The following is a 14,780-nucleotide window of genomic DNA, read 5'->3' on the forward strand; positions in this document are numbered from 1 at the left end:
CGCTCAAGGGTTTTGGGTGTTGGGTAAGACGAAGAAACTCAGAGAAGAAAGAGAAAGTTTTGAAGTTGAATCAGCTTGTTTGGTTGTGAGCACTAGAGATAGTGAGAGCAGAGTAGAGAAAAGTTATTAAAGGAATAATCCTGGCGGCGATAGAGCGGTGGTCCCACCTGACCCCATACCGAACTCAGAAGTGAAACGCCGATGCGCCGATGGTAGTGTGGGGCTTCCCCATGTGAGAGTAGGACACCGCCAGGTACTGAATGTAGAACCCCGAGCTGAGGAGCTTGGGGTTTTTGTTTTTAGATTTGATTTTAATAAAGTAAAAGTGCGGTCAAAATCAGAATAGTTTTATTAAAGATGTTTAAATCTTTTAATGAGAAAATAGAGGTGGAATGGTACAATCACCAAAATTTTTTATAGGATAAATAACACAAATGGCTCGTAAAAAGAAAACTCGTAAAATTAGCGATATTATGCCAATTCGTAAATCAGATAAGAAACCTGAAGCACCGAAACTATCAGGTAAGAAATTAACACGTTATGAATTAGATGCTAAGGCAAGAGAAGATAAGAAAAAACGTAAACATAAAGGTTTAGCATCTGGTTCTCGTCATAGTAATGCTGAGCAAAATAAACATAATCAAGTCGTTGAACAAAAAGATCCGCGTATTGGTAGCCGTAAAAAGGTTCCACTAATTGTTGAATTTGTGAATAAGCCTGAGAAAGGGATGACAATTCCAGCAGTCAAAGAACCGAAAAAACTTGCGCCTGAAGTGGAGTTAGAACGTTTAGAAAATAATGAAATTCTAAATGAATTGTTGGATGCCTTAGATGAAGGCAAAACGATTAGTAAAGCTGATCAACAATTTGTGGATGAATGCTTAGATCGTATTGCTCAATTAATGGAAGAATTAGGTATTCAAGATGAAGAGGAGACAGAGGATGATCTCTATCGAACCTTCGAGAAAATTGATATCAACCAATTCAGATAATTGTCATGTGGTCGATTATTTTAAGTATTATTGCTTTGGGAATTATTGCTGGCGTATCATCTTATGCTTTCAAATTACTTAGGAAGTTACGCCATCAAAACACTCTCATTAAACAGGCTAAAATAGCGCGTACAAAACGCCTAAAAGAGAGTATGGTAATTATCGCTAAAGCGATGCAAAATGGAGATTGCAACCCTTCAGAAGGGGTGATTCGTTTATCAATGCTTTTACTCCCTTTTGGACAATCTTTGCAGCCATATCAAGCGATGTATGCACTTTATAATATTGTGAAAGAAATGCCTACGCATGAAGCTCGGAAAGCATTGTTAAAAAAAGAAAGAATGAAACTCGATCTTGAGCGAGAAAGTGCAGAAGCAAAATTTGAAGAAGAAATTATGTTGGAGTTACGTCAGTTTTTAAATGACGTAGGGAAATTTGGGGAAGCTTAATGTCTGAAATTATTTGGGATCTTGCGTTAATTCAAAAATATAACCAATCAGGACCTCGTTATACATCTTATCCAACTGCATTAGAATTTAATGAAAGTTACACAAACGAAGATTTTATTGCAGCGGCTAATCGTTATCCGGAAAGACCACTTTCCCTTTACGTACACATTCCGTTTTGTCACAAACTTTGCTACTTCTGTGGCTGTAATAAGGTGATTACTCGTCATCAACATAAGGCGGATATTTATCTTGATTACCTTGAAAAAGAAATCAAAACGCGTTCAGAATTATTCAAAAATCGTGTTGCGACTCAAGTGCATTGGGGCGGCGGTACACCGACTTATTTGACAGAAGAGCAATCTGATCGTTTGATGAAGATGCTTAAAGATCATTTTACGATTGCGGCTGATGCAGAAGTTAGTATTGAGATGGACCCACGCGAAATAGAGCTCGATATGCTTGATCATTTACGCAATATTGGTTTTAACCGAATTAGCATGGGTGTACAAGATTTCAATAAAGCGGTTCAAAAAGCGGTAAACCGTGAACAAGATGAAGAGTTTGTGAATGCATTACTTGTTCGTGCTCGTGAGTTAGGTTTCCAATCGACCAACCTTGATTTAATTTATGGATTGCCACTTCAAAATGTGGAAAGTTTTATGTTTACATTACATAAAGTGATTGAATTAAATCCAGATCGTTTGAGTATCTTTAACTATGCCCATTTGCCAAGTCGATTTGCAGGACAAGCAAAAATTAAAGAAGAGCAATTACCGCCACCGGAAACTAAGTTAGAGATCTTACAGAAAACTATCGAAACCTTAGGTAATGCAGGCTATAAGTTTATCGGTATGGATCATTTTGCTAAACCTGATGACGAATTAGCGATTGCTCAAGAGAAAGGTGTATTACACCGAAATTTCCAAGGCTATACCACACAAGAAGAATGTGATTTGCTTGGTTTAGGTGTGTCAGCGATTAGTTTATTGGGTGATACATACGCTCAAAACCAAAAAGAGTTAAAACATTATTATCATGATGTAGAAAATTCAGGTATTGCACTGCATAAAGGTTTAGCGATGACAGAAGAAGATTGCTTACGCCGTGATGTGATTAAGCAATTGATTTGTAATTTTAAGCTTGATTTTGCACCAATTGAAAAACAATATAATATTGATTTCAAAAAGCACTTTGCTGAAGATTTACAGTTATTACAGCCATTACTTGAAGATGGATTAATTTCTGAAACAGAAACTGGCTTACAAGTTTCGCCTAAAGGTCGCTTATTAATCCGTAATATTTGTTTATGCTTTGATACCTATTCAAGAGCTGCAGCAAAACGACAACAATTCTCTAGAATTATTTAGTTATATAAAAAACGGTCAAGACTTGTATCTTGACCGTTTTTCTTTTTATTTATTTTGCAATACTTTCCAGTGCCCATAATTCGCTGAGATTTTCTCTGCGGCGAATTAAATGAGCCTTGTCCCCATCCACTAACACTTCTGCTGTACGTGGACGAGAATTATAGTTTGAAGACATACTTGCACCATAGGCGCCGGCAGAGCGTTGAGCAATATAATCCCCTTCAGCAATGGCGAGCTCGCGCTGTTTACCTAAGAAATCAGAGGTTTCACATACCGGGCCAACAACATCATAAATGGCTTTTTCACGCTCTAAAGTGCGGTCAATTTCTATGATGTTCATATAAGCTTCATAGAGCGCTGGACGAATCATATCGTTCATACCAGTATCGGTAATTGCGAAGTTACGGCTTTCATTACTTTTTAAGTATTGAACTTTAGCCACTAAAATACCTGCATTCGCCGCAATTGCTCTACCCGGTTCTAGAATAATTTCGAGATTTTCATAGCCTTTTAATTTATTCAGTAACGCAGCGGCATAATCACTTGGGTGTGGAGGTGTTTCATCAGTATAAGTTACGCCTAAACCACCGCCGAGATCTAAGTGTTTTAACGTGATGCCATCTTCTTGTAACTGTTCTATTAAACGAATAAGGCGATCAGTTGCATCTAAGAAGGGCTGTAATTCCGTAAGCTGAGAGCCAATATGACAATCCATACCCGTAATTCTTACATGAGGTAAGGTTGCTGCTAATTTATATACCTCACGCGCTTCATCTACGCTCACACCAAATTTATTTTCTTTTAATCCAGTGGAAATGTAAGGATGTGTATGGGCATCAACATCGGGGTTTACACGTAAAGAAATAGGCGCAACTTTGCCCATTTCACCAGCAATCTGATTGATGTGATGTAGTTCCGCAATAGATTCCACATTAAAACAACGAATGCCAACTTCTAATGCTCGCATAATTTCGGCACGAGATTTTGCCACGCCAGAAAAGACTACTTTTGAAGCTTCTCCACCAGCCGCTAAGACTCGTTCTAATTCGCCCTGTGAAACAATATCAAAGCCTGATCCTAACTTTGCCATGACATTCAAGATACCAATATTAGAATTGGCTTTAACGGCATAACAAATTAAGTGTGGATGCTTTTCTAAAGCAGAATCAAAGGCATGCCAATGGCGCTCAAGCGTGGCGCGCGAATAAATATAAAGTGGTGTGCCAAATTCTTCAGCGAGTTGTTTGACGGGCAAATCTTCAACATAAAGTTGCTCGTTTTTATATTGGAAAAAATCCATGACGAATCCTTTAAGTGCGGTCAGTTTTTATTGTGTTTTTTGTGTGTTTTGCGGCTGTTCTTTTTCAGGGAAATATAATGGCCCTTTTACGCCGCAACCTGTAGCCAAAGTACAGAATGCACCTAATAACAAAATAGAAAGTAATTTTTTCATTTTTCAATCTCTCTAATAAGTAAAATCTGCCTTTGCCAACGAGGAGAAAGGCTTTATAATTCCCGGCATTCTATCAGATTTAATCGGAAAATTTTATGAATGTTGCAGAATTTCACCAAAATATTGAACAGGTTTGGCAAAAAATTGAAGAAACGTTAGAGAATCAAGATTGCGATGTAGATTGCGAGACACAAGGTTCGGTATTCACGATCACATTTGATGACCGCTCACAAATCGTTATTAATAAGCAAGAACCACTTCTTGAGCTTTGGCTTGCGAGCCGTCTGGGGGGATTTCATTTTGCCTATAAAAACAATGATTGGGTGGCAAATGATGGTAAACGCTTTTGGGATTGTTTAACCGAGGCGGTTGCTGCTCACGGAGAAACGGTAACATTCTAATGGCCGAACTCGCGGAACATGCCCCGCAAAAAACAGACTTAAAAACGACCGCACTTCATACGTTGCGGTCTGTTTTTGGTTACCAATCTTTCCGCAAAGGGCAGGAAGAAGTGATTCATGCCGCACTAAGCGGTCAGGATGCCTTAGTGGTGATGGCCACAGGAAATGGCAAATCCTTGTGTTATCAAATTCCAGCACTTTGTTTTACTGGTCTCACATTAGTGATTTCGCCTTTGATTTCTTTAATGAAAGATCAGGTGGATCAACTCCAAGCAAACGGTATTGAAGCCGATTTTCTAAACTCTAGTCAGACGCCAGAACAACAACAGCAAGTTGAAAATAAGCTGATTTCAGGACAATTAAAATTATTATATGTTTCGCCTGAAAAAGTGATGACAAACAGCTTTTTTCAGCTGATTTCTTATGCTCAAATTTCCTTTATCGCCATTGATGAAGCCCATTGTATTTCACAATGGGGACATGATTTCCGCCCTGAATATACCCAACTTGGCGGCTTAAAAGCGGCGTTTCCAAATGCGCCGATTATGGCATTAACGGCTACAGCGGATTACGCGACGAGACAGGATATTCTCACTCATCTTAAATTAGATAATCCTCACAAATATATTGGCAGCTTTGACCGTCCGAATATTCGTTATACGTTGGAAGAAAAGTTTAAGCCAATGGAGCAGCTTACGCGTTTTGTGTTGGCTCAGAAAGGTAAAAGCGGCATTGTGTATTGCAATAGTCGTTCGAAAGTAGAACGTATAGCCGAAACTTTGCGAAATAAAGGCGTGTCAGCTGCGGCATATCATGCGGGAATGGAAACTGCACTGCGTGAACGCGTTCAGCAAGATTTTCAACGAGATAATGTACAAGTTGTGGTTGCGACGATTGCGTTTGGAATGGGCATTAATAAATCTAACGTACGTTTCGTTGCCCATTTTGATTTGCCGAGAAGCATTGAATCATATTACCAAGAAACTGGTCGTGCGGGACGAGATGATTTACCTGCAGAAGCAGTACTTTTCTACGAGCCGGCTGATTATGCTTGGTTACAGAAGATTCTGCTGGAGAAACCAGAGACGCCACAACGTCAAATTGAGCAACATAAATTGGAAGCTATCGGTGAATTTGCCGAAAGTCAAACTTGTCGCCGCTTGGTATTACTCAATTATTTTGGCGAACATCGTCAAACACCTTGTCAAAACTGCGATATTTGTCTTGATCCGCCAAAGAAATATGACGGTTTAATTGATGCACAAAAAGTAATGTCGACGATTTATCGTGTGGGACAGTGTTTCGGCGTCCAATATGTGATTGCGGTATTGCGAGGGATGCATAATCAAAAAATTGTAGAACGCCAACATGATAAGTTAAGTGTTTATGGCATTGGTAAAGATAAAAGCAAAGAACATTGGCAATCCGTGATTCGCCAGCTTATTCATCTTGGTTTTATTCAACAGGTGATCGGTGAGTTTAATAGTGCAACGCTTCAGCTCACAGAAAGTGCACGCCCAGTTTTAAAAGGCGAAGTGCCGCTTGAATTGGCAATGCCGCGTATTTCATCTATTAATAAAATTGTGCATACATCTCATAAAAATACGGTGGCAAATTACGATAAAGATCTGTTTGCTCGTTTGCGTTTCCTACGGAAGCAGCTAGCGGATAAGGAAAATATCCCACCTTATATTGTTTTTAATGATGCGACGTTGCAGGAAATGGCGCAATATATGCCAACAAGCAATATTGAAATGTTACAAATTAATGGGGTGGGCGCGATCAAATTAGAGCGCTTTGGGCAGCCGTTTATGGCATTGATTCGAGAGCACAAAGCGATTTTAGAAAAAGCAGAAAAAGGATAAGTGCGGTCAAAAAACAGAGAATTTTTCGACCGCACTTTTTTCTAGCTTGCGCTTACATCTTGTTCATCGCGTAATTGACGATCAAAGACTTGTGCGCAATCATCGGTACCTGAACCATACCAAGTAGTATCACGTAATGCTACTTCACCTTTACGGTATTTTTCCACTTCGCTTTTCTTCACCAAATAGCCCGTTACACGGATCAAATCAGTGTTTTTAAGGTAAGTGGTGATATAACGGTAACCTTGTGCAAATGAACCATCGATAATATCAACAACGGCATCTAAATGATCCACATAGGTTTGGTCAAAGGCAAACAAATCTCCCGTACCTGATGGGAAGTATTTATGGAATGGCGCTGATTGTTTTAAATGAGCCAATAACGTTGGTTCTTCACCCACACGAATGCGATGTGCAGGCGCATTACGTTTATCTTCTTCATGATTGCTTGCACCCACTTGCGCATGTAATAAATAGCGGTTACCCGTGCGTTCCGCATACACGCCTTCATGGTTATCCGTGACTTCTTTCAATTTATCCATAATCATGGTCGCAATTTCATCACCGCGTTGGCTTTTACCAAAGGTTTCATTTAAGCCTTCTTGTTGTAGCAAGTGATTCGCTGCATCTGCAAGTCCTACAATGGCAAACATCCCCGTAAAATTAGTGCGTTTGATAAAACCTTCTTTTTCGAGGAATGAGGTATTGAAGAAGTTGCTTTCTTCCACTACAAATTTATGGCGTTTATCCATAGTGGAAAGTGCACATTTTGCTACACGAGGTAAGAGCTCATTGATCATTTCATCCACGGTTTTACAGGCGCGCGCGATAGTCCCTAAACGCAAACGAGTGAGAGTATAAGCCCCGCCACATTCAGGTAATGCGTTATAGCAGCTTGCAATGCCATATTGTTCGCCTAAGTCAGAAATGTAGTAAGCATCATTGGCAAAAGAGGGTTTAGAAACCAATAAGCACGCTTTTGCCGCTAATTCTGCAAATTCACGACTTGTTTTGCTTTTATCGTAACGAATGGTCATATTGGGTGTTGGCGCTTCCAATTCAATCACCGCTTTTAAAATCAAACGCCCTGCTTTGGTGTCATAAGGTCCAATATTGGCATGACAGAATGAATCCGGCACGGTTTTATCCACATGATTTAAGAAACGTTTAATTTTGATGTAGTCTTGTTCCTCATCGGTAATAAACGGATCAAGTAGCACGTCTAAACGACCAATGTAAACTGGGAATGTGGTAATGGAGGGCACGTGGGAATATAAAATCAATAAGCCATCTAATACGTCATCAAGATTCTTAGGGGCTGGCAATTCAAGGAATTCACAGCCTTTTTCAATATACACATTGTAATCTGGCAAAATATAGCGGGGGCGATAAATCGCATAGCCTTCGTTTAAATCACAGATCATTTGATTTTGAAGGAATTGCCATTCTTCATCTGTGTAGCCTAATAATTCACGAGGATCAAATAATCGCTCGGCGATATTGCCTAAACACATGAGTTTTTGTTGATAGGTGAGTGTATTGGATTTTACGGTATCCAAAATATCTTGAAGAGATGCAAGCATAATCATGTCCTAATTTAAAAGGGTAGCCTATTTTAAGTCAGTGACTGGATGATGACAATTTTGACAATGTGATCTACATCACATTTATGATATTTATCAGTCAATTCGGTTATATCATATGACGTTAAAATGTTTTGGTTTTATGGGGTTTCCCATTATGATGTCAGCGTTAAATATAAATGGGAATAATATGAAAAAAGCACGGGTGATTCCTCACACCAGTTGGGCCGCCAAATCGCTATGGTCAGTCGAAGGTAAAACCATGTCGATGCTCTTATTTGCTTTGGCAATACTGGGCATTGGAGATGGCTTGATTGTGCTCGCTAATTTGGGTTCCTCACCTTGGACCGTACTTTCTCAAGGCGTGGCATTACAAGCTGGAGTTAGTATTGGTTGGGCATCATTCGGTATTAGCTGTTTGGTGATGTTGGCTTGGATTCCCCTTAGGTTAAGATTTGGGCTTGGCACGATTTTGAATATTATCGTGATTGCTTTTTTTCTTGGTTTAACCGTGAAAATTATACCTGAACCAACCGCACTTTTGAGTCGAATCTTATTCGGCGGAATTGGGCTTTTGCTTTATGGGCTTGGAACAGCATTATATTTAACCTGTCATCAAGGCGCTGGCCCGCGGGATGGATTAATGGTGGGGTTTTGCCAACGCCTTCATTTAAAAGTAGGCATTGTGAGAACAAGCCTTGAAGTGTCGGTTTGTGTGTTGGGTTATCTTCTCGGCGGCACAGTAGGAATCGGTACCGTTGTTTTTGCCGCCGCAATAGGTTGGATTGTACAGTTATGCTTAAATTCAATTGCTCGCTTGCCACATCTTCCGCACGAAGGGGATAATCTCAATTAAGGCATCATCAATCGAAATTAAGCCTAAATTCATTTCCTCTTTGCCTTTTGGCGGGCAGAAAGCAAGATGTTTATCTGCATCATTAATCGGCTTCCAACGACGAGGCTGAGATGAGCGACTATTTGGATAGAATCCGATTGTTGGCACATTGAATGCACTGCTTAAATGCAATGGTCCAGTAGAGCCCGCAATAAATAAATCCGCACAAGCTAGAGAGTGTGCAAAATCAACCAATCCTTTATTCTTATCGTAAACAACCACATTTTGATTATCGATTTTTGCCGCTAACTCGTGGGTTTTTTCACTTTCACCAGGTCCTGCCGTTAAGATAATCTGACAGTCAAATTCGTTTAATAAACCTTGTATCAATTGAGCATATTGCGACAATGAAAGACTTGTTGCTGAGCCACCTGTTCCACTATGCACAAAGACCCATTTTTTATCTGCAGATAAACCGAATTGTTTTTGAAGAAAAACACGTTGATTTTTAACCGCACTTTCAGGAAATGAAAGGTAAGGTGGTTTGGGTTCCACAATCGGCATGTTGTGTTTCTTTAAGAACGCCCGAGCCAGATCTTGATTGTACTCGGCTTCCGATTTTTCTGAACGTGAACGGCGTTGTGTTAAACGATGGTTATAAAGGATTTGTACCCATTTTGTTGCGGGCGCAAGACGATAAGGAATCCCACTTTTCCAGGCTAATTTACCGTTATGGGTATTGGAAAAGAAGCTAATCATGCCATCAAATTGCTGCTCTTTGATTTCTTTAATAAGCCGGTTGAAATCTGCTTTGTCGTTCTTAGCACTATCAATGATAACATCATCTAAATAAGGGCAAATTTGTGCAAGTGGTGCGGTATAAGCCGGCACAAGTGCGGTCAGTTTTAGCTCGGGATTTGAGGCTTTCAACATCGCAAAAGCCGGAAACGCCTGAACAAAATCACCCAGTTTATCGTTACGAATGACTAAAATTTTCATGGTTCCGCCTTCTGGTGTGTTCGTATTGCAGCATAAAACACAATCGTTAAGAAAAAGTAAAAAATAGTACCTGAATTATGTACCAAGAAACCTTGGCTTAAGCCATAAATCATCACAGATAAAATATGGGCAACACCTAACGTTGCAATCAGCTTGATCTCATCATTTGTGGTATTCAGCTTTTTCATAAAGGCACGGAGAGGAATAAATAAAACAGCAAGCAAGGCAAGCAGCCCGACAATTCCTCGTTTGGATAGGTCGTCTAAATATTGGTTATGGGCATGCGTAAATTGTCCAATGTTACCTGTAGCAATTTTTTCTTTTGTATCTAGTTTACGTTTTTCTGTTGCGCCTTGAATGCCCCAACCAAATAAAGGCTTTTCTTTTGCCATTTCAAGTGCACTCTTCCACATTTCAAATCGAGCCCCAAGAGAGGTATTTCCATCATGGTTATCTAAGTAAAGTTGGATATCTTTTTGGGCAACGTCGATTCGTTCCATAATGCGGTTATTGGGCATTTGACTAATACCAATGCTTGCAATCACAATAATCCCAAAGAAAGTCAGGAAAAAACGTTTTGAAAGAGATTGGCGATAAATATAAAGGATAACAACAAGCAAGACAGGCAATGCCACCCATCCACCTCGAGCAGTAGAAAGCAAACTTCCTACGATGCCACATAAACCACCAATGACACTGAGAGTGGTTAATTTTACGTCTTTTTTCTGATGGGCATAGAGAGCAATAATTAGGCTAAAAATACCTAATGACATAGAAATGTCACCGCCTTGAATATGCATAATTCGAGGGTTCTGATCCGGATTGAGGTTTAAGATAAATTTATCATAAAGTGCTATACAGACGGCAATAACACCACCAAGCGGGATAGCGTAACTCAAAACACAGGTTTTGATTGGGCGTTTTAATAATAGGAGAAAAACGGGAATTAGGAAAATAACACGACTTGCCGTGTCGAGGTCACGCATTTTTCCCCCATTAATACTGAGAGAAAGTACAAATGTAAGAAAATAAAAAAGGTAGCTGTAAATTAACCATTTATCAACTTTCGATAAGTTTAAAAGCGGTTTCTTGATTAAAGCATAAACGCTATAACCTAAACCGATTAACATCAGTAGAGCAGGCGCGGCATTATATCCTCCTTTGACAATAAATATTGAAAGAAAGAAAAGTGTGACCGCAAAGTTTATTATGGTGGCTAACCAATTTTGTTTCGTTATTTGCATAGATAAGAACCAACATTCTGGTTATGTAAAACTAAAAAACCGCACTAACAAAGTGCGGTTTCATTTTAGTCTATTTTTATGGATTATAAAACATCAACGCAGTTTAAGTCTTCGAAAGATTGCTCTAAGCGTTTAGACATTGATTCTTCCATTTTACGTAACCAAACACGTGGGTCGTAGTATTTTTTGTTTGGTGCATCAGGACCTTCAGGGTTACCTAATTGACCTTGAAGATAAGCTTCATTTGCTTTATAGAAGTTTAAGATACCATTCCATGCAGCCCATTGAGTATCAGTATCGATATTCATTTTGATTGCACCATAGCTAATTGCTTCGCGGATTTCTTCGCGACTAGAACCAGAACCACCGTGGAAAACGAAGTTGATTGGTTTTGCTGGTAGATTGCGTTCTTTTGCAACGAACTCTTGTGATGCACCTAAAATAGATGGTTTTAATTTTACGTTACCTGGTTTGTAAACACCGTGTACGTTACCGAATGCTGCAGCAACGGTAAAGTTAGGGCTTACTGGGCTTAATTGGTCGTAAACATAAAGTACATCAGACGGTTGGGTATATAAACGAGATTCATCTACATCAGAGTTATCTACGCCATCTTCTTCACCACCGGTAATACCGATTTCGATTTCAAGGGTCATACCTAATTTGTCCATACGAGCAAGGTATTCACGGCAGATTGCCATGTTTTCTTCCATTGGCTCTTCAGATAAGTCAAGCATGTGAGAAGAGAATAATGGACGGCCCGTTTCTGCAAAGTGTTTTTCACCCGCTTCAAGTAAGCCATCGATCCATGGAAGCAATTTTTTCGCTGCGTGGTCGGTATGAAGAATAACGGGCACACCGTATTCTTTGGCTAAAGTATGAACGTGTTTCGCACCCGCGATCGCACCTAACACATCTGGACGTGCACCACTTGCTGGTTTGATACCTTTACCTGCGTAGAACGATGCACCACCGTTTGAGAATTGGATAATTACCGGTGCTTTCACACGTGCAGCGGTTTCCAATACAGCATTTACGGAGTCAGAGCCCACGCAGTTTACTGCAGGGATCGCGAAGTTGTTTGCTTTGGCATAAGCAAAGATTTTTTGTACATCTTCACCTGTTACTACGCCAGGTTTTACGATATCTAATAATTTAGCCATAGTTGTGTTTCCTTTTGTTTTGGAGGATTTATTCCTCCGTTTGAAGAATCAATATTTATCCCCTCTATGAGAGTAGAGGGGATAGAAGCCATTCAATTAACCGTTCGCACGTTTTTCAAGAATTTCTACTGCTGGTAATACTTTACCTTCAACGAATTCTAAAAATGCACCACCACCAGTTGAGATGTAAGAGATTTTATCTGCAATACCGAATAAATCGATAGCTGCTAAAGTATCACCCCCCCCTGCGATAGAGAATGCATCGCTGTTTGCAATCGCGTGAGAAATGATTTCAGTACCTTTACGGAAGTTAGGGAACTCAAATACGCCAACTGGACCATTCCATAAAACGGTTTTTGCATTTTTGATGATTTCAGCTAATTGTTCTGCAGATTTATCACCGATATCGAAGATAGATTCATCATCTTTCACTTCGGTTACTGATTTTTCTGTTGCTGGTGCAGTTTCAGAGAATTCAGTACCAACACGTACATCAACTGGAACTGGAATATCAGTGCTTGCTGCTAATTCTTTTGCTACAGGGATTAAATCTGCTTCATATAACGATTTACCCACATTGTGGCCAGCTGCCGCGATGAAAGTATTTGCAATACCACCACCTACGATAATTTGGTCAGCAATTTTTGAAAGAGAGTTTAATACTTCTAATTTAGTGGAAACTTTAGAACCGCCTACGATCGCAACCATCGGACGAGCAGGTTCTTTTAATGCTTTACCTAATGCATCTAATTCTGCTGCAAGTAATGGACCTGCACAAGCTACTGGTGCAAATTCCGCTACGCCGTAAGTTGACGCTTGTGCACGGTGAGCTGTACCGAATGCATCCATTACGAAAACATCGCAAAGTGCGGCATATTTTTTACCTAATTCAGGATCGTTTTTCTTCTCACCTTTGTTTACACGTACGTTTTCTAAAACAACGATTTCGCCTTCTTTAACATCCACACCGTTTAAGTAGTCTTGTACTAAACGCACATTGAAACCTGCGTCTTTTAAGTAATCAACAACCGGTTGTAAAGAGTCTTCAGGTTTGAATTCACCTTCAGTTGGACGACCTAAGTGAGAGGTAACCATCACTTTTGCGCCTTTCTCTAAAGCCAGTTTTAACGTCGGGATAGTCGCACGAATACGCGCATCAGATGTCACTTTGCCATCTTTTACCGGTACGTTTAAGTCCGCGCGAATAAATACACGTTTACCTTTTAAATCTAAGTCGGTCATTTTGATTACTGACATAAGCTTTCCTCTTGGGTTAGTTAAAATTAAACTGGGACATTATACCTAGATCTTACTAGGTTGTAACGATGTAGATCAAATAAAAAAGCGAATTATGCTTATTTAGGGCAATCGATTACTTGCCATTGACGATCATAGCAAATGAATAATTCATTATGGCTCACGCCTAAATAAGCGCCTTTTAGTTGTGGATTATTCTGCTTCATCCATTGAAATAATGCTTTACGGCTTAATTGTTCGTTTGGCAAGGAGAGTGATTCAAATAATGCTTTCTCTTGTTTGAAATAAGCTTCCGCTGAATCAAACGCACAGCTGCCGTGTTTTTCCCATTCGCCTTGCAATAATTTTGCACCTGGCGAGATTGAAAGATAAGGCTCGAGGGTTTCAACTGGAAGCGGTGCTAAATCACCCTTACAAAAACGTGGATGATCCGTAACAGAACGTGCATTTGCATTTTGTGGCCATAAGCCATGCACCACCCAGCCAAATTGATTTTTTGTACTACATTGATATTGCGCTGAATCAGGTAAATTATTGCCATATTGCGCACGTTGATTTTCACAGAATGCGGGAGACCAAGATAAGGCCAACATATAATAATCAACAGGCGCAGTCTTGTTTTGCCCAATGGCATCATCGCGCATGATGACATCATAATTACCAAAATCTTTAGTATTTTTGACCGCACTTTGGCTTTGTTGTTGTGTAGTTGTTGGGGCGGGTTTTGTGTCTTTTTTGTGTTCAGTGAAATATTGCCAAATGCTCAATGCAGCAAGGGCAATAAGGGAAAGAGTAGAAACCTGTTTTTTCATAAAAATCCTGTTTAAATTTTGTCAATTTTGCTTTTGTCGGCTATAATTCGCCGCTTTCTCATATAAAGGAATGGTATGGCGTTACTGATCACAAACAAATGCACAAACTGCGATATGTGTCTCCCCGAATGCCCGAATGAAGCAATTTCAATCGGCGAGGAGATCTATGTGATCGATCCTGTACTTTGTACGGAATGTGTTGGTCATTATGACACGCCAACCTGCCAAAAAGTTTGCCCGATTACAAACTGCATCAAGCCAGATCCTGATCATCAAGAAAGCGAAGAGCAGCTTTGGGAACGTTTTGTGATGATTCACCATTCGGATAAGTTGTAGAATTTACCCGATCTTTTTCTTTTC

Annotated in this window: 15 protein-coding genes and 1 rRNA gene; 8 read left to right on the forward strand and 8 right to left on the reverse strand. The window is 39.8% G+C overall.

The genetic code is table 11. The annotated features are described in order from the left end of the window. Positions 1 to 139 precede the first annotated feature (139 nt). The 4 genes from rrf (at position 140) to hemN (ending at position 2,808) form a co-directional block, all read left to right on the forward strand. Positions 140 to 255 (forward strand): 5S ribosomal RNA (rrf, locus tag INP94_RS04105). 179 nt (positions 256 to 434) lie between these two features. Next, positions 435 to 992, forward strand: a complete 558-nt coding sequence (gene yihI, locus INP94_RS04110; protein ID WP_197544105.1) for a Der GTPase-activating protein YihI — start codon at positions 435 to 437, stop codon at positions 990 to 992. Between the two features lie 5 nt (positions 993 to 997). After that, positions 998 to 1,441, forward strand: a complete 444-nt coding sequence (locus tag INP94_RS04115) for a DUF2489 domain-containing protein (RefSeq protein ID WP_197544106.1) — start codon at positions 998 to 1,000, stop codon at positions 1,439 to 1,441. After that, positions 1,441 to 2,808, forward strand: coding sequence for an oxygen-independent coproporphyrinogen III oxidase (gene hemN, locus INP94_RS04120; protein ID WP_197544107.1), 1,368 nt, complete (start codon positions 1,441 to 1,443; stop codon positions 2,806 to 2,808). Before INP94_RS04115 ends, hemN begins: the two co-directional genes overlap by 1 nt. A gap of 49 nt (positions 2,809 to 2,857) precedes the next feature. Here the strand turns inward: hemN and lysA are convergent, their stop codons facing one another. Together lysA and lptM are read right to left on the reverse strand one after the other, a co-directional pair. Then, a complete protein-coding gene (gene lysA, locus INP94_RS04125) occupies positions 2,858 to 4,108 on the reverse strand; it encodes a diaminopimelate decarboxylase (RefSeq protein WP_197544108.1) in 1,251 nt (416 codons plus the stop codon). 27 nt (positions 4,109 to 4,135) lie between these two features. Beyond that, on the reverse strand, positions 4,136 to 4,261 hold the full coding sequence (gene lptM, locus INP94_RS10810; RefSeq protein WP_005696979.1) for an LPS translocon maturation chaperone LptM: 126 nt from the start codon (positions 4,259 to 4,261) through the stop codon (positions 4,136 to 4,138). A 95-nt stretch (positions 4,262 to 4,356) separates the two neighbouring features. Here lptM and cyaY point away from each other — a divergent pair, with 95 nt between their 5' ends. After that, positions 4,357 to 4,662 carry an iron donor protein CyaY gene (gene cyaY / locus INP94_RS04130; protein WP_065285891.1) on the forward strand — a complete coding sequence of 102 codons (306 nt, stop codon included), beginning with the start codon at positions 4,357 to 4,359 and terminating at the stop codon, positions 4,660 to 4,662. After that, entirely contained in the window at positions 4,662 to 6,527 is a 1,866-nt protein-coding gene (recQ, locus tag INP94_RS04135; protein ID WP_197544109.1) for a DNA helicase RecQ, read from the forward strand. Before cyaY ends, recQ begins: the two co-directional genes overlap by 1 nt. Before the next feature lie 41 nt (positions 6,528 to 6,568). Here recQ and INP94_RS04140 read toward each other — a convergent pair whose 3' ends face one another. After that, positions 6,569 to 8,110, reverse strand: coding sequence for a YjjI family glycine radical enzyme (locus INP94_RS04140; protein ID WP_014064687.1), 1,542 nt, complete (start codon positions 8,108 to 8,110; stop codon positions 6,569 to 6,571). A gap of 190 nt (positions 8,111 to 8,300) precedes the next feature. Between INP94_RS04140 and yczE the strand changes: the two genes are divergently transcribed. Next, positions 8,301 to 8,966 (forward strand): membrane protein YczE, encoded by a 666-nt coding sequence (gene yczE / locus INP94_RS04145; protein ID WP_049368706.1) that lies wholly within the window; start codon positions 8,301 to 8,303, stop codon positions 8,964 to 8,966. Here yczE and INP94_RS04150 read toward each other — a convergent pair. From INP94_RS04150 to INP94_RS04170, 5 genes are all read right to left on the reverse strand, one after another. Continuing rightward, positions 8,916 to 9,944, reverse strand: coding sequence for a glycosyltransferase family 9 protein (locus INP94_RS04150; protein WP_197544110.1), 1,029 nt, complete (start codon positions 9,942 to 9,944; stop codon positions 8,916 to 8,918). The genes yczE and INP94_RS04150 overlap by 51 nt on opposite strands. Next, a complete protein-coding gene (locus INP94_RS04155; RefSeq protein WP_232086103.1) occupies positions 9,941 to 10,843 on the reverse strand; it encodes an O-antigen ligase family protein in 903 nt (300 codons plus the stop codon). The genes INP94_RS04150 and INP94_RS04155 overlap by 4 nt, the downstream gene beginning before the upstream one ends. 428 nt (positions 10,844 to 11,271) lie before the next feature. After that, positions 11,272 to 12,351: a class II fructose-bisphosphate aldolase gene (gene fbaA / locus INP94_RS04160; protein ID WP_197544112.1), complete on the reverse strand. Its 1,080-nt coding sequence runs from the start codon at positions 12,349 to 12,351 to the stop codon at positions 11,272 to 11,274. Between the two features lie 96 nt (positions 12,352 to 12,447). Beyond that, the gene (gene pgk, locus INP94_RS04165; protein ID WP_005696971.1) at positions 12,448 to 13,608 is read right to left on the reverse strand and encodes a phosphoglycerate kinase; all 1,161 of its coding nucleotides are present in this window, start codon (positions 13,606 to 13,608) and stop codon (positions 12,448 to 12,450) included. A gap of 98 nt (positions 13,609 to 13,706) precedes the next feature. Then, on the reverse strand, positions 13,707 to 14,420 hold the full coding sequence (locus INP94_RS04170; RefSeq protein WP_197544113.1) for a ribonuclease T2 family protein: 714 nt from the start codon (positions 14,418 to 14,420) through the stop codon (positions 13,707 to 13,709). A 75-nt stretch (positions 14,421 to 14,495) separates the two neighbouring features. Here INP94_RS04170 and INP94_RS04175 point away from each other — a divergent pair, with 75 nt between their 5' ends. After that, positions 14,496 to 14,756, forward strand: coding sequence for a YfhL family 4Fe-4S dicluster ferredoxin (locus INP94_RS04175; protein WP_197544114.1), 261 nt, complete (start codon positions 14,496 to 14,498; stop codon positions 14,754 to 14,756). Positions 14,757 to 14,780 lie beyond the last annotated feature (24 nt).

The sequence above is a fragment of the Haemophilus parainfluenzae genome (assembly GCF_014931395.1).
GTDB lineage: Bacteria > Pseudomonadota > Gammaproteobacteria > Enterobacterales > Pasteurellaceae > Haemophilus_D.

Coding starts and splice junctions, on each gene's coding strand:
- fbaA (WP_197544112.1), bottom strand. CDS start 12,351: ATGGCTAAATTATTAGATATCGTAAAACCTGGCGTAGTAACAGGTGAA.
- recQ (WP_197544109.1), top strand. CDS start 4,662: ATGGCCGAACTCGCGGAACATGCCCCGCAAAAAACAGACTTAAAAACG.
- INP94_RS04115 (WP_197544106.1), top strand. CDS start 998: ATGTGGTCGATTATTTTAAGTATTATTGCTTTGGGAATTATTGCTGGC.
- yihI (WP_197544105.1), top strand. CDS start 435: ATGGCTCGTAAAAAGAAAACTCGTAAAATTAGCGATATTATGCCAATT.
- cyaY (WP_065285891.1), top strand. CDS start 4,357: ATGAATGTTGCAGAATTTCACCAAAATATTGAACAGGTTTGGCAAAAA.
- lysA (WP_197544108.1), bottom strand. CDS start 4,108: ATGGATTTTTTCCAATATAAAAACGAGCAACTTTATGTTGAAGATTTG.
- INP94_RS04170 (WP_197544113.1), bottom strand. CDS start 14,420: ATGAAAAAACAGGTTTCTACTCTTTCCCTTATTGCCCTTGCTGCATTG.
- pgk (WP_005696971.1), bottom strand. CDS start 13,608: ATGTCAGTAATCAAAATGACCGACTTAGATTTAAAAGGTAAACGTGTA.
- INP94_RS04175 (WP_197544114.1), top strand. CDS start 14,496: ATGGCGTTACTGATCACAAACAAATGCACAAACTGCGATATGTGTCTC.
- INP94_RS04140 (WP_014064687.1), bottom strand. CDS start 8,110: ATGCTTGCATCTCTTCAAGATATTTTGGATACCGTAAAATCCAATACA.
- hemN (WP_197544107.1), top strand. CDS start 1,441: ATGTCTGAAATTATTTGGGATCTTGCGTTAATTCAAAAATATAACCAA.
- INP94_RS04150 (WP_197544110.1), bottom strand. CDS start 9,944: ATGAAAATTTTAGTCATTCGTAACGATAAACTGGGTGATTTTGTTCAG.
- lptM (WP_005696979.1), bottom strand. CDS start 4,261: ATGAAAAAATTACTTTCTATTTTGTTATTAGGTGCATTCTGTACTTTG.
- yczE (WP_049368706.1), top strand. CDS start 8,301: ATGAAAAAAGCACGGGTGATTCCTCACACCAGTTGGGCCGCCAAATCG.